The organism is Streptomyces sp. NPDC056231, assembly GCF_048270745.1.
Classification (GTDB): Bacteria; Actinomycetota; Actinomycetes; order Streptomycetales; family Streptomycetaceae; genus Streptomyces.
Genome location: NZ_JBLVKW010000004.1, coordinates 273372 through 298511, shown reverse-complemented (window position 1 = coordinate 298511; position 25140 = coordinate 273372). Strand labels below are relative to the sequence as shown.

At 69.3% G+C, this 25140-nt stretch carries 14 protein-coding genes, 1 tRNA gene and 1 rRNA gene; 11 read left to right on the top strand and 5 right to left on the bottom strand.

What is annotated here, in order from left to right:
* Together rrf and ACNPQM_RS06480 are read left to right on the top strand one after the other, a co-directional pair.
* A 5S ribosomal RNA gene (gene rrf / locus ACNPQM_RS06485) occupies positions 1-74 on the top strand; the annotation flags it as partial.
* Between the two features lie 195 nt (positions 75-269).
* Positions 270-342, top strand: a tRNA-Thr gene (locus tag ACNPQM_RS06480).
* Between the two features lie 44 nt (positions 343-386).
* Here the strand turns inward: ACNPQM_RS06480 and ACNPQM_RS06475 are convergent.
* Positions 387-1292, bottom strand: coding sequence for an oxidoreductase (locus ACNPQM_RS06475; protein WP_358858911.1), 906 nt, complete (start codon positions 1290-1292; stop codon positions 387-389).
* A gap of 41 nt (positions 1293-1333) precedes the next feature.
* Positions 1334-3949, bottom strand: a complete 2616-nt coding sequence (locus tag ACNPQM_RS06470; RefSeq protein ID WP_418083217.1) for a SpoIIE family protein phosphatase — start codon at positions 3947-3949, stop codon at positions 1334-1336.
* 413 nt (positions 3950-4362) lie between these two features.
* Here ACNPQM_RS06470 and ACNPQM_RS06465 point away from each other — a divergent pair, with 413 nt between their 5' ends.
* The 9 genes from ACNPQM_RS06465 (at position 4363) to ACNPQM_RS06425 (ending at position 18762) form a co-directional block, all read left to right on the top strand.
* Positions 4363-9792 (top strand): HAMP domain-containing protein, encoded by a 5430-nt coding sequence (locus ACNPQM_RS06465; RefSeq protein WP_418083216.1) that lies wholly within the window; start codon positions 4363-4365, stop codon positions 9790-9792.
* Positions 9793-10036: 244 nt separating this feature from the next.
* The gene (locus ACNPQM_RS06460) at positions 10037-10714 is read left to right on the top strand and encodes a response regulator (RefSeq protein WP_358858908.1); all 678 of its coding nucleotides are present in this window, start codon (positions 10037-10039) and stop codon (positions 10712-10714) included.
* A gap of 166 nt (positions 10715-10880) precedes the next feature.
* On the top strand, positions 10881-13661 hold the full coding sequence (locus ACNPQM_RS06455; protein WP_418083215.1) for a DNA translocase FtsK: 2781 nt from the start codon (positions 10881-10883) through the stop codon (positions 13659-13661).
* A 204-nt stretch (positions 13662-13865) separates the two neighbouring features.
* Positions 13866-14666, top strand: a complete 801-nt coding sequence (locus tag ACNPQM_RS06450) for a helix-turn-helix domain-containing protein (protein WP_418083214.1) — start codon at positions 13866-13868, stop codon at positions 14664-14666.
* A 123-nt stretch (positions 14667-14789) separates the two neighbouring features.
* A complete protein-coding gene (gene rimO, locus ACNPQM_RS06445) occupies positions 14790-16268 on the top strand; it encodes a 30S ribosomal protein S12 methylthiotransferase RimO (protein WP_358858905.1) in 1479 nt (492 codons plus the stop codon).
* Entirely contained in the window at positions 16265-16969 is a 705-nt protein-coding gene (gene pgsA, locus ACNPQM_RS06440; RefSeq protein ID WP_358858904.1) for a CDP-diacylglycerol--glycerol-3-phosphate 3-phosphatidyltransferase, read from the top strand. Before rimO ends, pgsA begins: the two co-directional genes overlap by 4 nt.
* Complete coding sequence (locus ACNPQM_RS06435; protein ID WP_418083213.1) at positions 16966-17475, top strand: CinA family protein; 510 nt, start codon at positions 16966-16968, stop codon at positions 17473-17475. Before pgsA ends, ACNPQM_RS06435 begins: the two co-directional genes overlap by 4 nt.
* A gap of 109 nt (positions 17476-17584) precedes the next feature.
* Complete coding sequence (locus tag ACNPQM_RS06430; protein WP_018105285.1) at positions 17585-17968, top strand: helix-turn-helix domain-containing protein; 384 nt, start codon at positions 17585-17587, stop codon at positions 17966-17968.
* 479 nt (positions 17969-18447) lie between these two features.
* Positions 18448-18762 carry a hypothetical protein gene (locus ACNPQM_RS06425; protein ID WP_418083212.1) on the top strand — a complete coding sequence of 105 codons (315 nt, stop codon included), beginning with the start codon at positions 18448-18450 and terminating at the stop codon, positions 18760-18762.
* Here ACNPQM_RS06425 and ACNPQM_RS06420 read toward each other — a convergent pair.
* From ACNPQM_RS06420 to ACNPQM_RS06410, 3 genes are all read right to left on the bottom strand, one after another.
* Positions 18710-19474: an SDR family NAD(P)-dependent oxidoreductase gene (locus ACNPQM_RS06420; protein ID WP_418083211.1), complete on the bottom strand. Its 765-nt coding sequence runs from the start codon at positions 19472-19474 to the stop codon at positions 18710-18712. The genes ACNPQM_RS06425 and ACNPQM_RS06420 overlap by 53 nt on opposite strands.
* A 36-nt stretch (positions 19475-19510) precedes the next feature.
* Positions 19511-20311: a DNA-formamidopyrimidine glycosylase family protein gene (locus tag ACNPQM_RS06415; RefSeq protein WP_418083210.1), complete on the bottom strand. Its 801-nt coding sequence runs from the start codon at positions 20309-20311 to the stop codon at positions 19511-19513.
* 88 nt (positions 20312-20399) lie between these two features.
* A complete protein-coding gene (locus tag ACNPQM_RS06410; RefSeq protein WP_418083209.1) occupies positions 20400-25067 on the bottom strand; it encodes a DEAD/DEAH box helicase in 4668 nt (1555 codons plus the stop codon).
* Positions 25068-25140: the final 73 nt, after the last annotated feature.

Genomic DNA, 25140 nt, shown 5'->3' with positions numbered 1-25140 from the left:
ACCCGGAAGCTAAGCCTTTCAGCGCCGATGGTACTGCAGGGGGGACCCTGTGGGAGAGTAGGACGCCGCCGAACAATTATTCCGGGAAAGCCCCGCACCTTTGGTGCGGGGCTTTTCTGCGTTCACGGGGCCAGGCCGTCGTGGTGTCCCTGTAGTGCCCGCTGCCCCGCGTGGCTGGTGTTGTGGCTGGTGTTTCGGACGTTGCCGCGCGTGGTTATGCATTTCCCGGAGTTCGGGGTATGCTCTATCTCGTTGCCGCAGGGCAGCAGGCCCCAATAGCTCAGTCGGTAGAGCGTCTCCATGGTAAGGAGAAGGTCTACGGTTCGATTCCGTATTGGGGCTCAGTCAAAGCGAAAGGCCCCCATCACTGGTGGGGGCCTTTCGCTTTACCCATGGAGCGAATCGAGGCGAGCCAGTTCGTCTGCTGAAAGGCGCAGTGCTGCCGCGGCCACGTTCTCCACGAGATGGTCCGGATTGCCGGTCCCAGGTATGGCCAGTACGTGCGGGCCCTGTTGCAGGGTCCAGGCCAGGCGGACCTGAGCGACCGTCGCGCTGTGCGCGCGGGCAATGGTTCGCAACACCTCGTCGCCGCTCGAGTCGGCGGCACTGACCCCCTGCTCGCGGCCTTCGCCTGCGATGGCGAAGAAGGGCACGAACGCGATGCCCTGCTCTCCGCACAGCCGCAGGATGGCGTCGGCGTCCGTGGACCTGGACTGGACGCCGTAGCGGTTCTGCACGCAGACCACCGGGGCCACGGACTGTGCCTCGGCGAGGTGTTCGCTGTTGATGTTGGAGATACCGAGGTGGCGGATGAGGCCGGCCTCGCGGAGCTCGGCCAGGGCGCCGAAGTGCTCGGAGACCGAATCCTGGCCCATGAGGCGGAGGTTGACCACATCGAGGTGGTCGCGGCCCAGTTGACGCAGGTTCTCCTCCACCTGACCGCGCAACTCCTCCGGCCGGGCGTGGGGCTGCCATGCGCCCGACGGGTCCCGGACCGGGCCGACCTTGGTGGTGATGACCAGGTCCTTGGGATACGGCGCAAGTGCCCGGTTGATCAGCTCGTTGGCTGAGCGCAGCGACGAGAAATAGAACGCCGCGGTGTCGATGTGGTTCACACCGAGCTCCATCGCGCGCCGGAGCACCCCGAGCGACTGCTCACGGTTGCTCGGCGTACCGAGGTCGAAGGCGGCGCTGCCGGTCAGGCGCATTGCGCCGAAACCGAGACGGTTGACGGTCAGGTCGCCGAGCTGCCACGTGCCTGCGGTGTCCGCAGTGATTGTCTCTGAGGTCATGATTTGGAGTCTGTCAGAGGCCACTCACCGATGAGGCGCAGTCAGACGGCGGGCGGTTCAGGGACACGCATGGCCAGGATCGCCATGTCGTCGGAGGCGGGGTCGGCGGCGAAGCGCTCCACCGCCCGCAGGACACGGCCCGCCACCGCGCCGGCCGTCAGGCCCGTACATCCTGTGAGCACATCGGCCAGACCGTCGTCGCCGAGCATACGAGTGCCTTCACGGCGTTCCGTGACGCCGTCCGTCACACACAGCAGGACGTCGCCCGGGTCGAGGGTGACGGTCTGTTCGTACAGTTCGAGGTCCTCGATGACGCCCAGCAGTGGCTGCGGTTCGGCCGGGGTCTCGACCGTGCCGTCCTGCCGCAGGCGCAGCGGAAGGGGGTGCCCGGCGCACACCACCTTCAGCAGGGCGCTGCCGTCCTCCTGGGGCCACAGCTCCCCGTAGAGCAGGGTGAGGAAACGACTGCGGGAGCCCTCGTCGAGGATCGCGGCGTTGAGGCGTTCCAGGACGGCGGGACCGCCGAAGCCCTCGCGGGCGAGGAGGCGCAGGGCGTGGCGCGCCAGCCCTGTGACGGCCGCGGCCTCCGGGCCCGTACCGCAGACGTCACCGATGGCGAAACCGTAGGCGCCGTCGCGGATCGGGAAGACGTCGTAGAAGTCGCCACCGACCTCGTTGCCCTCGCCCGCCGCCCGGTAGATGACCTCGATCTCGACATTGGGGACGTCGGGCAGGCCCGGGGGCAGCAGGCTGCGCTGGAGGGACTGGCTGATCGCCACGCGTTCCGAGTAGAGGCGGGCGTTGTCCAGGGCGAGCGCGGCGCGGCGGGAGAGGTCCTCGGCGAGCTCGAGGATCTCTTGACGGAAGTGGTCGTCGGACGGCTTGCCGAGCGTGAGCATGCCGATGACGCGGTTGCGGGCGACGAGAGGGAGGACCACTGTCTCGCCCCCCACCGCGGCCGCGGTGGCCAGGGTTGTACGGATGCCGGAGCCGGGGCCGTCCGACTGGTCGCGGACGAGACTGCGCATGGAGGCGCGCAGGGCGGCCTCGTGGGCCGCCTCGGAGGGGACGGCCCAGACGCGGGCGCCAGGGGACGGCACGGGGTCCGGCGGGGAGATCTTGGAGAGCAGGTCCTTGAGGCCGTCGATGAGTTCTTCGTCCTCGTGGAGGACGTAAGAGAGGTACGGCTCCGAGGACTGGTCGGCGATCGTGTAAACGGCGCACCAGGTGGCCAGGGTGGGGACCGTCATCTGGGCCATCAGGGCAAGTGTCTGGTCCCGGTCGAGGGTGCCGGCGAGGAGGTCGGACGCCTCGACGAGGAAGGACAGCGAACCGCGGCGGAGCCTTTCCAGTTCGCCGAGGCGGGCCGATTCGACGGCGAGCGCGATACGGTCCGCGGCGAACTGGAGACGCAGTGCCTCCTCGTTGGTGTACCGGCCGGGCGATTCCGTCGCGACGCCCAGGGACCCCGTGAGGCGTCCTTCGACCTTCAGCGGGACGGTCACGACGGAGCGCATGCCGGTATCGCTGAGCAGCGGCACGGCGCCGGGGACGACTGTGAGGTCTTCGTGCACAGCCGGCATCCGGGCGGAGCCGTACCGACCCGTGCCTGCTTCCACGGGGACGCGGGCGAAGCGCTGGCGGGCGGACGGGAGGCCCGTCGTGGCCCGGACCTCCAGCTCGGTCTCGTCATCGGTGGCCAACAGCAGGAAGGCAGAATCCGCGTCGAGCATGTCGCGGGCCCGTTCGACGGTGCGCTGGAGCAGCCCGTCGAGGTCGTCGGGGGCGGGGGAGCCGATGAACACCTCGAAGGGGTCCGTCGTGCGGCTCTCGGAGCCCGCGTCGGAGACCGGGGTGCGCACCGGTGACTGGAGTACGGCACGTTCGTGGTCCCGGACCAGAAGACAGACCGTGGACGGTTCGCCCTGGGTGTCGCGGACTCTGAGGTGGGAGGCGTACACGGGGATGGTGCGGCCGTCGGCGCCCCGGATGCCGTAACTGCCTTCCCAGCGGGAGAGCTGGAGCGCGTCGGCGATTCCGGTGCTGGTGCCGGGGGTGTGCGGCCAGGCGGTGAAGTCGGTGAGCTGTTTGCCGGTGACCTGTTCCGCGGTGTGGCCGAAGAGGAACGCGGCGTCGTCGTTCCACCCGGCGATGGAACCGGAGTGGTCGATCTGTACGACGGCGACCCGGACGCGCTCGTCCGCGACCGGGAGGAGGTCGATGGGGAGCAGCGGGCCCGCGGAACGGATGCCCACCGGGCGCTCGGGGAGATCGAGCTGGAACCAGACCTTTTTGTGCTCCGGGGTGTACTCGACGCCCCACCGGGAAGCGAGTGCCGCGCAGAGGAGCAGACCGCGGCCGCCCTCGCGATCGGGGCTGCCGAAGTCGAGTCCGGTGCTCTGGAGCGGGATCTCCCGCTCCGGGTAGTGGTCGGAGACCTCGACCCGGACGCCGTCCTCCGTACGCAGGCACAGCACATCGGCGGCGGTGCCCGCATGCACCACAGCATTGGTCACGAGCTCGCTGGTGAGTACGACCGCGTCGTCGACGATGTCGGCGTACCCCCACCCCTGCAGGGTGTCACGGACAAAGGCGCGGGCGGTCGCGACGGAGCGCCCGGCCGGGTCGAAGGTGGCAGCCGCGCGCGCGGTGATCACAGCACTCCCCATATGGTGTCTCGCCGCTTCCCCGAGTCCTGTGCCCGTTTCTCGCCGCTTCGATTCGCCTGCCAGGCTAGACGCTCGTTCCCTGTATCGGGTACACGAGGGCCGACTTCGGGCAAGCGCGACCAGGAAACGGTGTCCGGTCGGACAAGTGTGGTCTTCCCAACGGAGGGATGCGGGACAACCGTTGGAGGTTCCACCTCGATCAGTTCCGGCCTGGTAGCTTTCAACGATTTGACGGCCGCATGGTCACCCGTCGACGGTGGAGTGTGGCGGTGAGCCAATGTGGAACTGGGCAAGATCCCAGGCAAGGCCCGAGCGATACGGTCAACCCCTGCGGGAGGGACACGGTGGAGTCTGGCGTGGCGGCGCGGGGATCAGCAACGCGCACAAAAGGCGGACAGTCCGTGAAGAAGCAGCGCAATGGAACCATCGAAGTGGACGCCGCGGCGCTCAACAGACTGCTGGCCGGCCTGGTGGCGATGCGCGACGGGAATTTCCGCAGGCGTCTGACCGTCTCCGGCGAGGGGCCGCTGGCAGAGATCTCGGCGGTCTTCAACGAGGTCGCCGACCGCAATCTCCACCTGACCGGCGAGCTGGCCCGGGTACGTCGCGTGGTCGGGCGTGAGGGGAAGCTCACCGAGCGCCTGGAGACAGGGGCCTGCGAGGGCTCCTGGGCCGCGGCCATCGATGCCTCGAACGAGCTGGTCGACGACCTGGCGCGGCCGGTCTCGGAGGTCGGGCGGGTGCTGTCGGCAGTGGCCGACGGTGACCTGGAACAGCGGATGGAACTCCGGTCGCACACGGCCGACGAGACCGTGCGCCCGCTGCGCGGCGAGTTCCTGAAGGTGGCCCGTACGGTCAACAATCTGGTCGACCAGCTGTCGGCATTCACCGAGCAGGTGACGCGGGTCGCGGTCGAGGTGGGTACCGAGGGCAAGCTGGGCGGACAGGCCCAGGTACGCGGAATGTCCGGCTCCTGGAAGGACCTCACGGACTCCGTCAACACCATGGCGTACCGGCTGACCGCGCAGGTGCGGGATATCGCCCTGGTGACGACCGCGGTCGCCAAGGGCGATCTGTCGCGGAAGGTCACCGTCCACGTGGCCGGCGAGATGCTGCAGCTGAAGAACACCGTCAACACGATGGTCGACCAGCTGTCGTCGTTCTCCTCCGAGGTGACCCGGGTCGCCCGTGAGGTGGGCACGGAGGGTGAGCTCGGCGGGCAGGCGACGGTGCCCGGTGTGGCCGGGGTGTGGAAGGACCTCACCGACTCCGTCAACACGATGGCCGGGAACCTCACCTCACAGGTGCGCGGGATCGCGGAGGTGACGACGGCGGTCGCCAGTGGCGACCTGTCGCAGAAGGTCACCGTGAGCGCCCGTGGCGAGGTGGCGCAGCTCGCCGAGACGATCAACCAGATGACCGAGACGCTGCGGACCTTCGCGGACGAAGTGACGCGGGTGGCCAGCGAGGTCGGTGGCGAGGGGCTGCTCGGCGGGCAGGCGCAGGTGCCCGGTGCGGCGGGTACCTGGAAGGACCTCACCGACTCGGTGAACACGGTCTTCCGGAACCTGACGACGCAGGTGCGGGACATCGCGCAGGTGACCACGGCGGTGGCCAGCGGTGACATGACGCAGAAGGTCACTGTGGATGTGGCCGGCGAGATGCTGGAGCTGAAGAACACCGTCAACACGATGGTGGACCAGCTCCAGTCCTTCGGCTCGGAAGTGACCCGGGTCGCCCGGGAGGTCGGTGTCGAGGGCCGGCTGGGCGGTCAGGCAGAGGTGCCGGGTGCGGCGGGAACGTGGAAGGACCTCACGGACTCGGTGAACACGGCGTTCCGGAACCTGACGGGTCAGGTGCGGGACATCGCGCAGGTGACGACCGCGGTCGCGAACGGTGATCTGTCGCAGAAGGTCACTGTGGATGTGGCCGGCGAGATGCTGGAGCTGAAGAACACCGTCAACACGATGGTGGCGCAGCTGTCGTCCTTCGCCGACCAGGTGACCCGGATGGCGCGGGACGTGGGCACGGAGGGCCGCCTCGGCGGTCAGGCGCGGGTCGACGGCGTCTCCGGTACCTGGAAGGAGCTCACCGACTCCGTCAACTTCATGGCCGGGAACCTGACCTCCCAGGTGCGTCAGATCGCGCAGGTGACCACGGCGGTCGCGCGGGGCGACCTGTCGCAGAAGATCGACGTGGACGCCCGCGGCGAGATCCTCGAGTTGAAGAACACCATCAACACGATGGTCGACCAGCTCTCCGCCTTCGCCGACCAGGTGACCAGGGTGGCCCGCGAGGTGGGCACCGACGGCCGGCTCGGCGGCCAGGCGCAGGTTCCCGGCGTGGCCGGGGTGTGGCGCGATCTGACCGACTCGGTGAACGGCATGGCGGGGAACCTCACCGCTCAGGTCCGTAACATCGCGCAGGTCGCCACCGCGGTGGCGCGCGGTGACCTGTCGCAGAAGATCGACGTGGACGCCCGCGGCGAGATCCTGGAGCTGAAGAACACCCTCAACACGATGGTGGACCAGCTCTCGAACTTCGCCGAGCAGGTGACGCGGGTCGCCCGTGAGGTGGGTACGGAAGGCATCCTGGGCGGCCAGGCCGAGGTGCAGGGTGTGTCCGGTACGTGGAAGGACCTCACCCAGTCCGTCAACGGCATGGCGAACAACCTGACCTTGCAGGTCCGCAACATCGCCGAGGTCACCACCGCGGTCGCCAAGGGCGATCTCTCCAAGAAGATCACCGTCGACGCCAAGGGCGAGATCCTCGAACTGGTGACGACCGTCAACACGATGGTCGACCAGCTGCTCAACTTCGCCGATGAGGTGACGCGGGTCGCCCGTGAGGTGGGCACCGAGGGCATCCTGGGCGGTCAGGCGCGGGTACGCGGTGCCACCGGCATCTGGAAGGACCTCAGCGACAACGTCAATCTGATGGCCAACAACCTGACCAGCCAGGTGCGGAACATCTCCCGGGTCTCGTCCGCGGTCGCCAACGGCGATCTGACCAAGAAGGTCACCGTCGAGGCGCGCGGCGAGGTCGCCGAGCTCGCCGACACCGTCAACACGATGGTGACGACGCTGTCCTCGTTCGCCGACGAGGTGACGCGAGTCGCCCGTGAGGTGGGTACCGAGGGCGAGCTGGGCGGTCAGGCACGGGTGCCGGGCGTCTCCGGTACGTGGAAGGACCTCACCGAGTCGGTGAACTCGATGGCGTCCAACCTGACCGGCCAGGTGCGTCAGATCGCCACGGTCACCACCGCCATCGCCAAGGGCGATCTCACCAAGAAGATCGACATCGACGCGCGCGGTGAGATCCAGGAGCTGAAGAACACCATCAACACGATGGTCGACCAGCTGTCGTCCTTCGCCGAGCAGGTGACCCGGGTGGCCCGTGAGGTGGGCACGGAGGGTCAGCTGGGCGGTCAGGCACGGGTCCGGGACGTCGACGGAACCTGGCGCGATCTCACCGAGTCCGTGAACGAGATGGCCGGGAACCTGACCCGTCAGGTGCGGGCCATCGCGGCCGTCGCCACCGCAGTGACCCGCGGAGATCTCAACCTCAAGATCGATGTGGACGCGGCCGGCGAGATCCAGGCCCTGCAGGACAACATCAACACGATGATCGCCAACCTGCGCGACACCACGGCCACCAACAAGGAGCAGGACTGGCTCAAGGGCAACCTCGCCCGGATCTCCGGTCTGATGCAGGGACGCCGGGATCTCGACGACGTCGCCTCGCTGATCATGAGCGAGCTGACCCCGGTCGTCTCGGCGCAGCACGGCGCGTTCTTCCTGGCGATGCCGACCGGTGACACCGACGCGGTGGTGGCGGACGCGGACCAGGAGGGTGCGTACGTACTCCGCATGCGGGGCAGCTACGGCTACTCCGCAGGCTCGATGCCGACGTCCTTCCGGCCCGGCGAAACGCTCATCGGTACGGCGGCGGAGGAGAAGCGGACGATCCAGGTGGACAACGTGCCGCCGGGCTATCTGAAGATCTCCTCGGGCCTCGGCGAGGCACCGCCGGCGCATGTGATCGTGCTGCCGGTGCTCTTCGAGGGGCAGGTCCTCGGCGTGATCGAGCTGGCCTCGTTCCAGCCGTTCACCCACATCCAGCGGGACTTTCTCAACCAGCTCGCCGAGATGATCGCGACCAGCGTCAACACGATCAGCGTCAACACCAAGACGGAGAAGCTTCTGGAGCAGTCGCAGGAGCTGACCGAGCAGCTGCGCGACCGCTCGGAGGAACTGGAGAACCGGCAGAAGGCGCTCCAGGCGTCCAACGCCGAACTGGAGGAGAAGGCCGAACTGCTGGCCCAGCAGAACCGTGACATCGAGGTGAAGAACACCGAGATCGAGGAGGCACGGCAGGTCCTGGAGGAGCGTGCCGAGCAGCTCGCGGTCTCGATGCGCTACAAGTCCGAGTTCCTGGCGAACATGTCGCACGAGCTGCGCACGCCGCTCAACTCACTGCTCATCCTGGCCAAGCTGCTCGCGGACAACGCCGAGGAGAATCTCTCCCCGAAGCAGGTGGAGTTCGCCGAGACGATCCACGGCGCAGGTTCCGACCTGCTGCAGCTGATCAACGACATCCTCGATCTGTCGAAGGTCGAGGCGGGCAAGATGGACGTCAGCCCGACCCGGATCGCACTGGTCCAGCTGGTCGACTACGTGGAGGCGACCTTCCGGCCGCTCACCGCCGAGAAGGGGCTCGACTTCTCTGTACGGGTGTCGCCGGAGCTTCCCGCCACCCTGCACACGGACGAGCAGCGGCTTCTCCAGGTATTGCGGAACCTCCTTTCCAACGCGGTGAAGTTCACCGACAGCGGCGCCGTCGAGCTGGTGATCCGGCCGGCCGGCGCGGATGTGCCGAACGCCATCCGCGAGCAGCTCCTGGAAGCCGGTTCGCTGCGCGACGCCGACGCCGATCTGATCGCGTTCTCGGTCACCGACACCGGGATCGGGATCGCGTCCAGCAAGATGCTGGTGATCTTCGAGGCGTTCAAGCAGGCGGACGGTACGACCAGCCGCAAGTACGGCGGTACGGGGCTCGGGCTGTCCATCAGCCGGGAGATCGCCCGGCTGCTCGGTGGCGAGATCCACGCGTCGAGCGAGCCGGGCCGCGGCTCGACCTTCACGCTGTATCTGCCCCTGCACCTCAGCGAGCTGCCGGCGCAGGGCTACCCGCAGACCGGCCCCGGTTCCATCGAGGCGCACGGTGCCGCGGCCGGGAACGGTCTGGTCCCGGACACGGGTTCGGGGACGGTGCTGCATGACGCGGCCGGTTCCGCGGGGCTGTTCCGGCGGCGTCGCAAGGCACTCGGCGGGGCGGAGCGGCGGACCGCGCTGCCGCCCAGGACCGCTGGGCACGCCGGGCCGGCTGCACCGGCTCAGGAGTCGTTGACCCAGTCCGGCCAGGAGGAGTCCGAGGCCCGCAGGGTCTTCCGGTTCAACGGCGAGAAGGTCCTCATCGTCGACGACGACATCCGTAACGTCTTCGCGCTCACCAGCGTGCTGGAGCAGCACGGGCTCTCGGTGCTGTACGCGGAGAACGGGCGCGAGGGCATCGAAGTCCTGGAGCAGCACGACGATGTGACGGTCGTGCTGATGGACATCATGATGCCGGAGATGGACGGCTACGCGACGACGACGGCGATCCGCAGGATGCCGCAATTCGCCGGGCTGCCCATCATCGCGCTGACCGCGAAGGCGATGAAGGGCGACCGGGAGAAGGCGATCGACTCCGGCGCTTCCGACTATGTCACCAAGCCTGCCGATGCTGATCATCTGCTCTCCGTCATGGAGCAGTGGATGCGCGGAGAGTGATCGCCTCTGGAACGAATCGCGATAGGTTGCTGATCGACTGCGCTCGAAGGGGTGTGAGAACGCGGTGGACGGGGAACCTTCTGGTCTCCCACCGCGTTTTCGGTATGTGCACAGTGACATCGCGGTGACAGGGTGTGGTGACGGGCGGGGTGCGGCTACCATGACCGGCACAAGGACGGACGGCGTAAGGGAGTCGTCCCCTGGGGCGGCGCCCGGTGCAATTCCGGGGCGAGGAGGACGGGCCATGGTGCAGAAGGCCAAGATCCTCCTGGTCGATGACCGGCCGGAGAATCTGCTGGCGCTGGAGGCCATCCTCTCTGCGCTCGATCAGACGCTGGTACGGGCATCGTCAGGGGAGGAAGCGCTCAAAGCGCTGCTCACGGACGATTTCGCGGTCATTCTGCTGGACGTTCAGATGCCGGGAATGGATGGTTTCGAGACCGCTGCACACATCAAGCGGCGGGAGCGGACCCGGGACATCCCGATCATCTTCCTCACCGCGATCAACCACGGTCCGCACCACACCTTCCGGGGTTACGCGGCCGGCGCGGTGGACTACATCTCGAAGCCGTTCGATCCCTGGGTGCTGCGTGCCAAGGTCTCGGTCTTCGTCGAGCTGTACATGAAGAACTGTCAGTTGCGTGAGCAGGCGGCGCTGTTGCGGCTGCAGCTGGAGGGCGGCGGCCACCCCGGCGCCGGCCAGGAGAAGGAGCCTGCCGGTCTGCTGGCCGAGCTCTCGGCGCGCCTCGCGGCCGTCGAGGAGCAGGCGGAGGCGCTCTCCAAGCAGCTTGACGACGAGTCGGCGGACGCCGCCGCGGTGGCCACCGCGGCCCACCTCGAACGGAAACTGACCGGACTGAGGCGCGCGCTCGATGCGCTGGAGCCCGGCACCGGAAGCGGCACGGCCGCGCTTCCCTCGTAACGCCACCGCTCGCCGAACCCCCCGGCCCGGGAACCGGGTTCGGGGACGGCCGCTCGACTCAGCCCTGGTGAGAGCGTGTCAGTTTCCGGTCTCTGCAGGGCGACACGGTGGGGTGAACCAAGAGGCGCACGTGTTCACGGCGGCCAACACCGGTAATCTCGGCCCCATGGCCTCACGTACGTCCGGCAAGGGTTCCCAGGGCACGGCGGGCACCGCGAAGCGTCCCGGCCGTACTGCGGGCCCGGCGAAGAAAGCCGCGCCCGCGAAGAAGACCGCGCCCGCGAAGAAGACTGCACCCGCGAAGAAGGCTCCGGCCAAGAAGGCGGTGGCGAAGAAGGCGGCTGCGCCCAGGCCCGCACCGTCTCCCACCGGGGGTGTGTACCGGCTGGTGCGCGCCGTCTGGCTCGGTGCGGCCCACGCCGTCGGCGCGATGTTCCGCGGCATAGGCCGCGGTGCCAAGGGGCTCGATCCCGCACACCGCAAGGACGGCGTCGCGCTGCTGCTGCTCGGTCTCGCGCTGGTCGTGGCTGCGGGCACCTGGTCGAATCTGCGGGGCCCCGTCGGCGACCTCGTCGAGATGCTCGTCACCGGCGCCTTCGGGCGGCTCGATCTGCTCGTACCCATACTGCTCGGTGCCATCGCCGTACGGCTGATCCTCTACCCAGAGAAGCCCGAGGCCAACGGCCGTATCGTCATCGGACTGTCCGCCTTGGTCATCGGTGTGCTCGGGCAGGTCCACATCGCGTGCGGATCACCGGGCCGCGGGGACGGCACGGAGGCGATGCAGGACGCCGGCGGACTCATCGGCTGGGCCGCCTCCAAGCCGCTGGTCTTCGCGATGGGCGAGGTCCTCGCCGTACCGCTGCTTCTGCTGCTCACTGTCTTCGGTCTGCTCGTCGTCACCGCGACCCCGGTGAACGCGATCCCGCAGCGGCTGCGGCTGCTCGGCTCCAGGCTGGGGATCGTCGACCCGGTGTACGACCCCGAGGCGGAGGGCGAGAGCGACGACGAGCGGTACGACGAGCAGTGGCGCGAGGCGCTTCCCGCCCGCTCGCGGCGTTCGTCCGTGCGCCGTTCGGAGGCGCCCGAGGAGTACGCTCCCGAGCAGGCGGAGGCCGAGGCGCTCTCCAAGCGCCGCAGGCCGCGCAGGCCGTCCGTGCAGCCCGCCATGAACCGCACCATGGACGCGGTGGATGTCGCCGCGGCCGCGGCGGCGGCGCTCGACGGCGCGGTGCTCAACGGCATGCCGCCCTCGGCAATCGTCGCCGACCTGACCCAGGGCATCTCCGTCGAGCGTGACCACGACCGCTCGGGCACTCCGGTGCCGGGCGCCCGCGAGGCGGAGCCGGGCACCGGGGCGAGGAAGGGCGCGGCGACCTCCGGCGGCGTACCCGATCTGACGAAGCCGGCTCCCGATCCGTCGCAGTCCCAGCCCCTGCCGGCCCGCGCCGAGCAACTGCAGCTCTCCGGCGACATCACGTACGCGCTGCCCTCGCTCGATCTGCTGGAACGCGGCGGTCCGGGCAAGACCCGGAGTGCTGCCAACGACGCGATCGTCGCCTCCCTGACCAACGTCTTCACCGAGTTCAAGGTCGACGCCGCCGTCACCGGCTTCACCCGCGGACCGACGGTGACGCGGTACGAGGTGGAGCTCGGCCCGGCCGTTAAGGTCGAGCGGATCACCGCGCTGGCCAAGAACATCGCGTATGCCGTCGCCAGCCCCGACGTCCGGATCATCTCGCCGATCCCGGGGAAGTCCGCCGTCGGCATCGAGATCCCCAACACCGACCGGGAGATGGTCAACCTCGGCGATGTGCTGCGCCTCGCGGACGCGGCCGAGGACGACCACCCGATGCTGGTCGCGCTCGGCAAGGACGTCGAGGGCGGCTACGTGATGGCCAACCTCGCGAAGATGCCGCACGTGCTGGTGGCCGGTGCGACCGGTTCCGGCAAGTCGTCCTGCATCAACTGCCTGATCACCTCGGTCATGGTGCGGGCGACCCCCGACGACGTGCGGATGGTGCTGGTCGACCCCAAGCGCGTCGAACTGACCGCTTACGAGGGCATCCCGCACCTGATCACGCCGATCATCACCAACCCGAAGCGCGCCGCCGAGGCGCTGCAATGGGTCGTACGGGAGATGGACCTCCGGTACGACGACCTGGCCGCGTTCGGTTTCCGGCACATCGACGACTTCAACCAGGCTGTGCGCAACGGCAAGGTCAAGCAGCCGGAAGGCAGCGAGCGCGAGCTCTCGCCGTACCCGTATCTCCTGGTGATCGTCGACGAGCTCGCCGACCTGATGATGGTCGCTCCACGTGACGTCGAGGACGCCATCGTCCGCATCACCCAGTTGGCGCGTGCTGCCGGTATCCACCTGGTACTTGCGACCCAGCGGCCGTCGGTCGACGTCGTCACCGGTCTGATCAAGGCGAACGTGCCCTCCCGGCTCGCCTTTGCGACCTCGTCGCTCGCCGACAGCCGCGTGATCCTGGATCAGCCCGGTGCCGAGAAGCTCATCGGAAAGGGTGACGGACTGTTCCTGCCGATGGGCGCCAACAAGCCCACCCGAATGCAGGGCGCCTTCGTCACCGAGGACGAGGTCGCGGCCATCGTCCAGCACTGCAAGGATCAGATGGCGCCGGTCTTCCGCGAGGACGTGGTGGTCGGCTCCGCCAAGAAGAAGGAGATCGACGAGGACATCGGCGACGACCTCGACCTGCTCTGCCAGGCAGCCGAACTGGTCGTCTCCACCCAGTTCGGGTCCACCTCGATGCTCCAGCGCAAGCTGCGGGTCGGTTTTGCCAAGGCAGGCCGGCTGATGGACCTGATGGAGTCGCGCAACATCGTCGGACCGAGCGAGGGGTCCAAGGCGCGCGACGTCATGGTGAAACCGGACGAGCTGGACGGGGTGTTGGCCCAGATCCGTGGGGAAACAGCGTCGTAAGGGTGGGAAGAGCAACCGTTTCGTCGGGTCGTACGTCAATTTGACTGGAAGGACAGCAGAATGTACTTCCACGGGGCGGTCCGGTAAATGGGACAGTGTTCGAATCTGATGGCGTACAAAGTCCTCTCTCCCGGTTGCCCCACCCTTTCGTACCACCCCTAGACTGAACACCCAGCAGGTGGCTCACGCTCGAAAGGCGCCCCCGTGTCCATCGGCAACTCCCCCGAAGACGACCGGCCTTCGATCGGTCGAGTGCTCCAGCAGGCTCGAATCGCCGCAGGTCTCACGGTCGAAGAGGTCAGCTCGTCCACCCGGGTGCGCATCCCCATCGTGCACGCGATCGAAGAGGACGACTTCACCCGCTGTGGCGGCGATGTATACGCTCGCGGCCATGTCCGTACGTTGGCGCGTGCCGTCGGCATCGATCCGGAACCACTGGTTTCGCAGTACGACGGCGAGCACGGCGGCCGACCCGCGCCCACACCGGCGGCGCCGCTGTTCGAAGCCGAGCGGATCCGTTCCGATCCCCGTCGGCCCAACTGGACCGCCGCCATGGTCGCGGCGATCGTGGTTGTTATCGGTTTCGTCGGTTTCACCTTTTTGAAGGGTGGCGACGACGGCGATACGCCCACCCAGGTCGCGGAGGGCTCGACGCCCAACACGAACAGTCCCACGCCCAAGCAAACCAAGTCCGCAGCCCCCAAGCCCGTACCCTCCGACAGTGCCATCGCCGCGGCCCCGCGGGACAAGGTGACGGTCAAGCTCAGCGCCACTCAGGGCAAGAGCTGGATCTCCGCCAAGGACCACAACGGACGGATGCTCTTCGACGGTCTGCTGCAGAAGGGCCAGTCCAAGACCTTCCAGGACAAGGAGCGCGTCGACCTCGTCCTCGGAGACGCCGGTTCGATCGAGCTCTTCGTCAACGGCAAGAAGGTCGAGGACAAGTTCCAGCCGGGTCAGGTCGAACGGCTCACGTACACGAAGGGCGACCCCGAGGTCGGCTGACCCGCAGTACGTTGTGACACGAGCGCCCGGCGGTCCAGCCGGGCGCTCGACCCGTTGTTACTCGCTGTCACAGAGGAACCCTGCTCGGCGGGGCCCGTGCCAGGACAAAGTAGTCTTGAGCCCATGCCCGAACGCCGTACCGTCGCCCTTGTCACTCTTGGCTGCGCCCGTAACGAGGTGGACTCGGAGGAGCTCGCAGGCCGCTTGGCAGCGGACGGCTGGGAGCTCGTCGAGGATGCCTCCGACGCGGATGTCGCCGTCGTCAACACCTGTGGGTTCGTCGAGGCCGCCAAGAAGGACTCCGTCGACGCACTCCTCGAAGCCAACGATCTGAAGGATCACGGCCGAACCCAGGCCGTGGTCGCCGTCGGCTGCATGGCCGAACGCTACGGCAAGGATCTTGCCGAAGCCCTGCCGGAAGCCGACGGGGTCCTCGGATTCGACGACTACGCCGACATCTCCGACCGCCTCCAGACCATCCTCAACGGGGGCATCCACGCCTCCCACACCCCGCGTGACCGGCGCAAGCTGCTGCCGATCAGCCCGGCCGAGCGGCAGGATGCCGCCGTCGCGCTGCCCGGACATGCGCAGGAAGCCGCGCCGGCCCCCGCGGACCTGCCGGACGGCGTTGCCCCGGTCTCCGGGCCGCGTGCCCCGCTGCGCCGTCGGCTGGGCACCAGTCCGGTCGCCTCGGTGAAGCTCGCCTCCGGCTGCGACCGCCGCTGCTCCTTCTGCGCCATCCCGTCCTTCCGCGGTTCCTTCATCTCGCGGCGTCCCTCGGACGTACTGCAGGAGACCCGCTGGCTGGCCGAGCAGGGCGTCAAGGAGGTCATGCTGGTCTCCGAGAACAACACCTCGTACGGCAAGGACCTCGGCGACATCCGGCTGCTGGAGACGCTGCTGCCGGAGCTCGCAGATGTCGACGGGATCGAGCGGATCCGGGTCAGCTACCTGCAGCCCGCCGAGATGCGGCCGGGTCTGATCGACGTACTGACCTCGACGCCGAAGGTCGCCCCGTACTTCGACCTTTCCTTCCAGCACTCCGCCCCCGGTGTGCTGCGGGCGATGCGCCGCTTCGGCGACACCGACCGCTTCCTGGAGCTTCTGGAGACCATCCGGAACAAGGCGCCGCAGGCCGGTGCGCGGTCGAACTTCATCGTGGGCTTCCCCGGGGAGACCGAGGCGGACCTCGCCGAGCTGGAACGCTTCCTCACGGGCGCGCGGCTCGACGCGATCGGCGTCTTCGGTTACTCCGACGAGGAGGGCACCGAGGCGGTCGGTTACGACAACAAGCTGGACGCCGACGTCATCGCGGAGCGGCTCGCGCACATCTCGCAGCTGGCCGAGGAGCTGACCTCGCAGCGCGCCGAGGAGCGGCTCGGGGAGTCCCTGCAGGTGCTGGTCGAGTCCGTCGACCCCACTGAGGACGAGCCGCGCGCGGTGGGGCGTGCCGCGCACCAGGCACCCGAAACGGACGGCCAGGTGCTCTTCACCGCACGCGAGGGTCTTGCGCCGGGCCGTATGGTCGAGGCAAAGGTGGTGGGCACCGAAGGAGTGGACCTGGTGGCCGAGTGTTCCGAGCTTGCGGAGGCGGCCAGATGACGGGAGTCCCGGCATCCGCGGCAGGCGGTTCCGGCGCGAAGCCGGTCCGCGGCGGCAAGCTGGGCGCTGCGGCCGTCAACCAGGCCAGCCTGTGGAACATCGCCAATATCCTCACCATGGCGCGGCTGCTGCTGGTGCCGGGTTTCGTCGTGCTGCTGCTTCACAACGGCGGCTACGACCCCGCCTGGCGGTCCTTCGCCTGGGCAGCGTTCGCCATTGCCATGATCACCGACCTCTTCGACGGTCATCTGGCGCGTACGTACAACCTGGTCACCGACTTCGGGAAGATCGCCGATCCGATTGCCGACAAGGCGATCATGGGGGCCGCGCTGATCTGCCTGTCGTACCTCGGTGATCTGCCGTGGTGGGTCACCGGCCTGATCCTCTTCCGCGAGATCGGTATCACGCTGATGCGGTTCTGGGTGATCCGGCATGCGGTGATCCCGGCCAGCCGCGGCGGGAAGATGAAGACGCTGGCGCAGGGGACGGCGGTCGGGATGTACGTCCTGGCGCTGACCGGCCCGCTCGCCACACTGCGCTTCTGGGTGATGGCGGTGGCCGTCGTGCTGACGGTCGTCACCGGACTCGACTACGTGCGTCAGGCCGTGGTGCTGCGGCGCCAGGGTCTGGCTGCCGAAAGAGCCGCAGCGGCGGCTGCCGGGGCGTCCGAGGTCCGTGGCCCGGCGGAGGCCGAGCGGTGACTGCCGCGGCCCGGGTGCTGCAGCAGCTCGTACGGCGAGGGGAGACCCTCGCCGTCGCCGAGTCGCTGACCGGCGGCCTGGTTGCGGCGGAGCTCACTTCCGTACCCGGTGCCTCGCGCTCCTTCCGCGGGTCCGTGACGGCCTATGCGACGTCCCTGAAGCGGGATGTGCTGGCCGTGGACGGGGTCCTGCTGGCAGCGCGCGGGGCTGTGGATCCCGAGGTCGCCCGGCAGATGGCGACCGGTGTCCGACGGATTCTCGGTGCAGACTGGGGAGTGGCGACCACCGGCGTCGCGGGACCCGATGAGCAGGACGGAAAGCCGGTCGGAACGGTCTACGTCGCCGTGGCAGGGCCGGACGGCTCGGAGAAAGTGGCCGCGCTGCGGTTGAACGGTGACCGGGCGGACATCCGTAGAGAGAGCGTACGGAGCCTGCTGGAACTGCTCTCCGGAGAACTCGACGACAATGCGAGCGCACAGGATACGGAACAGAACGGGGGGAATTGATGTTTGCAGCCCTGAGTGAACACGACATCGCTCCCCGCACGGCCGCAGCGCGAGGCGGTACGGTGGGGCGTGAAGGATGCGGCTACGCGGTCCGAGGAGGGAGCCACCGATGATTCTGCTCCGTCGCCTGCTTGGTGACGTGCTGCGTCGGCAGCGCCAGCGCCAAGGCCGTACTCTGCGCGAAGTCTCCTCGTCCGCCCGAGTCTCGCTCGGCTATCTCTCCGAGGTGGAGCGGGGGCAGAAGGAGGCATCCTCCGAGCTGCTCTCCGCCATTTGCGACGCGCTTGACGTACGGATGTCCGAGCTCATGCGTGAAGTGAGCGATGAGCTGTCGCTGGCTGAGCTGGCCGAGTCGGCAGCAGCCAGCGATCCGGTGCCAGTGCCGGTACGCCCAATGCTCAATTCCGTCTCCGTGACGTCGGTGGCAGGTGTGCCGACGGGAAGGGTGACGATCAAGGCACCCGCGGAAGCGGTGGATGTCGTCGCCGCCTGACCCGCGCGGTCCGGTGTGAACCAGAGCCCTGGCCGGCCCCTTCGCAGGGGTGGCCGGGGCTCTGGTGTGTGCGGACGCCGGCGTCAGGGACTCGCGCGCCGTTCCGATGCGTGCGCCGGTCAACGAAGCTTGTGTCCTCAGGACGCGCCGCGTCCGGAGCACCGCTTCAGCCCAACCACTGTGCAGAAGTAGCTGCCCTTCGACGGCCGTACCGGAGGTTCTGGATGCGGCTCCGGTGGTCCCGGGCGAGACTGCAGAGAGGAACACAACGGTCACCGAGATCGCAGTGCCTGAGCGGTATCGGTTCCGTAGCGCTGTTCCATGCGCAGCTCGGGTCGTGAACCTGCGGCAGCACGCCTGGACGAGCCAGACGGAGAGCGCGTAACGGTGTCCGCCCCGGACATGCGCGCTGGTACTGCGCCGGTGCGCCCTCCCGCTGGGCGATCGGGCCGGACTAGGTTCGGCCGGAGGAGGCAGCCATGGTACGGAGATGGGTGCCCGCGCTCGCTCTCGGCGGGGTGTGGTGGTGGGCCGTGCTCCGGCTGGTCCTTCAGCCGGAACATGCCGGGCTGGTCGAGGGCGCGGTGACGGCGGGTGGGTGGGGGCTCAGCCTCCTGCCCGTCCATGTGGCCGCGAGCGTCCGGCCCACGGGAACGCTCAGGGCCCGTGCGGAGGCGATCGGTGCCGCCACGGGCGCGTGGCGCGTGGCAGGGGTGCGCGGTGTCGAGACGGCCTGGCGTACTACCAGGGCATGGCGACGCCGCCGTTCGGACGGAGAATCTGACCCGTCATGAAGGCTGAGGCATCGGATGCGAGATGCAGGACCGTGTGGGCGACGTCCTCGGGCTCACCCACCCGGCCGAGCGGGGATACCCGTACCATCGCGCCCTCGGCCCGGTGCTGCTGCTCTGCGTCGTGGCGGGCGGTCATCGGCGTACGGATCCAGCCGGGGGCGACAGCGTTGACGCGGATGCCCTGAGGGCCCAGCTCGGTCGCCAGGGTCCTGGTCAACTGGACGACCGCCGCCTTGGCCGCGCTGTAGCAGAGCAGGCCCGGGCTTGAGGCGTCGACCGCGCCCGAGGCCATGGTGATCATCGAGCCGGGTGCGCCGCGTGCGATCATGCTGCGGGCGACCTCCTGGCAGGCATACAGAACCCCCTTGAAATTGACGGCCATGACCCGGTCGAGGTCCTCGTCTGCCGTCTCCAGAACGCTGCTCGTATGCATGATTCCGGCGACGGCGGCCAAGATGCCGACCTCACCCGCTGTGGTGACGGCGCTTCTGAGCTGACTGCGGTCGGTGACATCGAGGGGATGGGCGTGGGCTTCGCCACCCGCCGCAGTGATCATTTCCCGGGTCTCCAGCAGGCCCTTCTCGTCGAGGTCCGCGCAGTGGACGGTGGCTCCCGCCTCCGCGAGCAGGACGGTGCAGGCTCGGCCGATGCCGCCGGCCGCTCCGGTGATGAACGCGGATCGGCCGGTGAGGTCGTACGCGGTGAGAGGCATGTCCGGACCCTACGACTGGATCTGACGGTGCGTCAACTATGGTGTGGGGCCTGATTGGCAGCGGGGGCACCAGTAGGCGGGGCGGGTGATCTGCTCCGCCATGCGGATGGGGGTGCCGCAGCGCAGACAGGGGCGGTGTGTCCTGCCGTAGACCCAGAGACGCTCGCGGGGGCCGTAGCCGTCGGGCTGTGCTCGGGTGGTCGTGCGCACCGTGCGGCTGCGGTTGGCTTCGAGGAGCTGCTTGGCCGTGGTGACCAGGCGGGCGGCGGTGGAGGTAGGCAGCTCACCGATGGGGAGCCACGGGGTGGCACGCGCGAGGAAGCAGAGCTCGGCCTTGTAGATGTTGCCGATACCGGCCAGGTTGCGCTGGTCGAGGAGGGCTTCGCCGAGGGGGCGGGCAGGGTCGGCCAGCAGGTTGCGCAGGGCGGTGTCGGGGTCCCAGCCGGGGCCCAGCAGATCGGGCCCGAGGTGGCCGACCGCCTTCCCCTCGTCGGCTGTGCGGAGGAGTTCGAGAACGGGGAGCCGGTAGCCGACCGCGGTGTGGTGGGCGGTGGAGAGGACCGCGCGGATCTGGTGGCCCGGGCCGCCGCGCCAGCGCTCGCGTGGATTGTAGAGGCGCCAGGCGCCGTCCATCCCGAGATGGCTGTGCAGGGTGAGGCCGTCCTCGATCCGGGTGAGGAGATGCTTGCCGCGCGGGGTGACGCCGAGAACGGTCCGGCCCGTGAGGTCCGCGGTGGCGAGGCGGGGGATGCGCAGGTCGGAGTGGGTGAGGATCTGACCGGCCAGCGCGATGTGCAGACGCTGCGCGGTCTGCAGGACGGTATCTCCTTCAGGCATACCTCCATGATGCGTGGTGCGGGGTGGGCGTGCGGGCGGGTATCGGTGGATTTGTGCGGCGGTGTGCGGGCTGAGGTGCCATGCAGGGTCACGCGCGCAGGCGGAGGCCTCTTGGAGTGGCGTGGAATCCGGCCGTCTCCAGCGTGCGGCCCAGCGGCGAGGTCAGGGACGAGGCGCCGTTGGTGCGCTCCACTGTGACCGTGCCGAGAGCCCCGGTGAGCGCTGCACCGGCCAGCGCCTCGGCCGCCGCCCGGAGCGCAGGGTCCTCCGGGTCGGTCGGCCAAGCGAGCAGCGTCTTGCCACCGCGCTCCATGTACAGCGTCAGGTCGCCGTCGACCAGGACGACCAGGGCACCTGCCTTGCGCCCCGGTCTGTGTCCGGCGCCGTCCGGCGGTTCGGGCCAGGACAGGGCCGCGCCGTACGCATTGGCCGGGTCGGCGGCGGCGAGAACCAGGGCGCGGGGCGCCGAGCCCGATTCTGCACGGTCACGGGCGGTGGAGACCGCACGGAGCCGGTCGACCGCGCCGTCCATCGCGAACTGGGCCGCCCCCAGACCCTCGACGACATAGCCGCGGCGGGCCTGCCCGTTGTCCTCGAAGGCGGAAAGGATCCGATACGTCGCGGCAAAGCCGCCCTCGACGCCTTCGGCCTGCACCGCGCCACGGGTCACCACACCGTGCCGGTCGAGGAGGGTGCGGGCCAGGGCGTGGGCGCGGTGCGTGGGATCGGGCTCGGTTCCGGGCAGCAGGGACCAGCGGCCCGAGACGGTGGGCGGACCGGTGCGCGATGCGGGGCGGGCCGTGGCGGTGAGCGAGCCGTAACGGCCGCGTGGGACGCTGCGCTTGGCGCGGTGGGCCGTCGATCCCGCCGTGCGTCCGGAGCCGAGAAGCGAGCGCAGCGGAGCCAGCGTGTCGTTGGTCAGCCGGCCGGACCAGGCCAGGTCCCAGAGGGCATCGGCGAGTTGCGGGTCGGTGCAGTCCGGGTGCGTGGTAGCGCGCACCTGATCGGCGATCTGCCGGAAGAACAGCCCGTATCCGCCGGTCAGTGCGGTGAGGACGGATTCGTGCAGCGCACTGAGTTCGAGAGGGTGCGGGGGTGGGAGGAGCAGGGGTGCGCTGTCGGCGAGATAGAGGGACAGCCAGCCGTCCTTGCCGGGAAGGGCACCCGCACCGGCCCAGATCACCTCGCCGGTGGTGGTGAGTTCGTCGAGCAGGGCCGGGGTGTATCCCGTGATGCGTCCCGGCAGGATCAGCTTCTCGAGTGCCGACGCGGGGACGGGAGCGCCCTGCAACTGCTCGATGGCGCGAGCCAGTCCGTCGATTCCTCGAAGGCTGTTGCTCCCGAGATGCTGCCACTGCGGAAGGAAGCCGGCGAGGGCTGCGGGCGGGACCGGCTCCAGCTCCTGGCGCAGGGCGGCGAGCGAGCGGCGGCGGAGCCGGCGCAGCACAGTGGCGTCACACCACTCCTGGCCGATGCCGGCGGGGTGGAACTCGCCCTGCACAATCCGGCCCGAGGCGGCGAGCCGCTGCAGCGCGCCGTCCGTGACGGCGGTGCCCAGGCCGAAGCGGGCAGCCGCCTGGGTGGAGGTGAACGGACCGTGCGTGCGCGCATAGCGGGCAAGGAGATCGCCGAGCGGGTCCTTCATCGGCTCGGTGAACGCCTCCGGGACGCCGACCGGGAGGGCCGTACCCAGCGCGTCCCGCAGTCGGCCGGCGTCCTCGATCGCCGCCCAGTGGTCGGCTCCGCCGATCCGGACCCGGATGGCCCGGCGGGCCGAGGCCAGCTCCGCGGCCCAGGGCCGCTCGGCGCCGCGCTCGGCCAACTCGGCCTCGGTGAGCGGACCGAGGACGCGCAGCAGATCGGCGACACCTTCGATGTCCTTGATCCGACGGTCCTCGGTGAGCCACTGGAGCTCCTGCTGCAGCTCGCCCAGCACCTCGGCGTCGAGCAGCTCGCGCAGTTCCGCCTGGCCGAGAAGCTCGGCGAGGAGACGGGAGTCCAGCGAGAGCGCGGCCGCCCGCCGCTCGGCCAGCGGCGAGTCGCCCTCGTACAGGAACTGCGCGACGTAGCCGAAGAGGAGCGAGCGGGCGAAGGGCGAGGGCTCCGGGGTGGTCACCTCGACCAGACGGACGCGGCGTGCTTCGAGGTCGCCCATCAGTTCCACGAGCCCCGGTACGTCGAAGACGTCCTGAAGGCATTCGCGGACCGCTTCGAGAACGATCGGGAAGGAGCCGAACTCGGAGGCCACCTGGAGGAGCTGGGCGGCACGCTGGCGCTGCTGCCAGAGCGGGGTGCGCTTGCCGGGGCTGCGACGGGGCAGCAGCAGGGCGCGCGCCGCGCACTCGCGGAAGCGGGAGGCGAACAGGGCCGATCCGCCGACCTGGTCGGTGACGATCTGGTTGATCTCGCCCTGGTCGAAGGCGACGTCCGCGGCGCCGACCGGAGGCTGGTCGCTGTCGTATGCCGCGGCCGACGGGGCAGCGGGTTCCCGGACCGGGTTCCCGGACGGATCGAAGGACGGATCGAAATCCAGGAGGTCCAGGCCCATCATGTCGGCGTCGGGGAGGCGCAGCACGATGCCGTCGTCGGCATGCATCACCTGGGCATCCATGCCGTACCGCTCGGCGAGGCGCGCACTGAGAGCCAGCGCCCAGGGGGCGTGGACCTGTGCGCCGAAGGGGGAGTGCACGACGACCCGCCAATCGCCCAGCTCGTCGCGGAAGCGCTCGACGAGGATGGTCCGGTCGTCGGGGACATGGCCGCAGGCGGCGCGCTGCTCGTCGATGTACGACAGCACATTGTCGGCGGCCCAGGTGTCGAGACCGGCGGCGAGCAGCCGCGACCTGGCGTCCTCGGGCGACAGTCCGCCGATCTCGCGGAGGAACGCGCCCAGCGCGCGGCCGAGCTCCAGCGGGCGGCCCAGTTGGTCGCCCTTCCAGAACGGGAGCCGTCCCGGAACGCCCGGGGCGGGTGACACCAGGACCCGGTCGCGGGTGATGTCCTCGATCCGCCAGGACGTGGTGCCCAGGGTGAAGACATCGCCGACCCGGGACTCGTACACCATCTCCTCGTCCAGCTCGCCGACCCGGCCGCCGCCCTTCTTGGGGTCGGCCCCGGCGAGGAAGACCCCGAAGAGCCCGCGGTCGGGAATCGTGCCGCCGGAGGTGACGGCGAGCCGCTGGGCGCCGGGGCGGCCCGTGACCGTACCGGCGACGCGGTCCCACACCACGCGCGGACGCAGCTCGGCGAAGGCATCGGACGGATAGCGGCCCGCCAGCATGTCCAGCACGGCCGTGAAAGCCGACTCCGGGAGCGATGCGAAGGGGGCCGCGCGGCGGGTCACGGCCAGCAGGTCGTCCACCTGCCAGGTGTCCAGGGCGACCATGGCGACCAGCTGCTGGGCCAGCACGTCCAGCGGGTTCGACGGGATCCGGAGCGCCTCGATCGAGCCCGTGCGCATGCGCTCGGTGACCACCGCCGACTGCACCAGGTCCCCCCGGTACTTCGGGAACACCACCCCGGTGGAGACCGCGCCGACCTGGTGGCCGGCACGGCCGACCCGCTGCAGCCCGGAGGCGACCGACGGCGGCGACTCCACCTGGATCACCAGATCGACCGCACCCATGTCGATGCCCAGCTCCAGGCTGGAGGTGGCGACCACGGCGGGCAGTCGGCCCGCCTTGAGGTCCTCCTCGACCTGGGCGCGCTGCTCCTTGGAGACCGAACCGTGGTGGGCGCGGGCGAGCAGCGCGGGGGCGCCCTTCGCCGCACCGGACTCGGCCATGATCGCGGCGGGGGAGTGGGCCTCCGGCATCGTCTCGCCGGTGGCCCGCTCGTACGCGATCTCGTTGAGCCGGTTGCACAACCGCTCCGCGAGACGGCGGGAGTTGGCGAAGACGATGGTGGAGCGGTGTGCCTGGACGAGATCGGCGATCCGCTCCTCGACATGCGGCCAGATCGACGGCTTGTCCGCCTGGCCCGCCTGGTCCGGGTCCGTGGCGGGAGAACCGCCGAGCTCGCCCAGATCCTCCACCGGCACGACCACCGACAGATCGAACTGCTTGGCGGACGGCGGCTGGACGATCTCCACTTTCCGCTGCGGGGAGAGGAACCGAGCCACCTCGTCGACCGGACGGACCGTCGCCGACAGACCGATCCGCCGCGCGGGATGCGGCAGCAGCTCGTCGAGGCGCTCCAGCGATACGGCGAGATGGGCGCCCCGCTTCGTACCGGCGACGGCGTGCACCTCGTCCAGAATCACCGTCTCGATCCCCGACAGGGCCTCGCGCGCCGACGACGTCAGCATCAGAAACAGCGACTCGGGGGTGGTGATCAGGATGTCCGGCGGGCGGGTCGCCATGGAGCGACGCTCGGCGGGCGGGGTGTCGCCCGACCGGATGCCCACCCGCACATCGGGCTCGGGCAGCCCGAGGCGCACCGATTCCTGGCGGATGCCGGTCAGCGGCGAGCGCAGGTTGCGCTCCACATCGACCGCGAGGGCCTTGAGCGGCGACACGTACAGCACGCGGCAGCGCTTCTTCACCTCGGCGGGCGGCGGAACGGCTGCCAGCCGGTCCAGCGCGGCGAGAAACGCGGCGAGCGTCTTGCCCGATCCGGTGGGCGCGACGACCAGCACGTCCGAGCCCTCGCCGATCGCCCGCCAGGCGCCCTCCTGCGCGGACGTCGGCGCGCTGAAGGCACCCGCGAACCAGCTGCGGGTGGCGGGGGAGAACGCATCGAGAGCAGAGCCGGCCATGTCCCCCATCGTGCACCCGACCACTGACAACGGACTGATGCCGGGGTGACAAGGGGCGGTGCCCAAAGTGAGG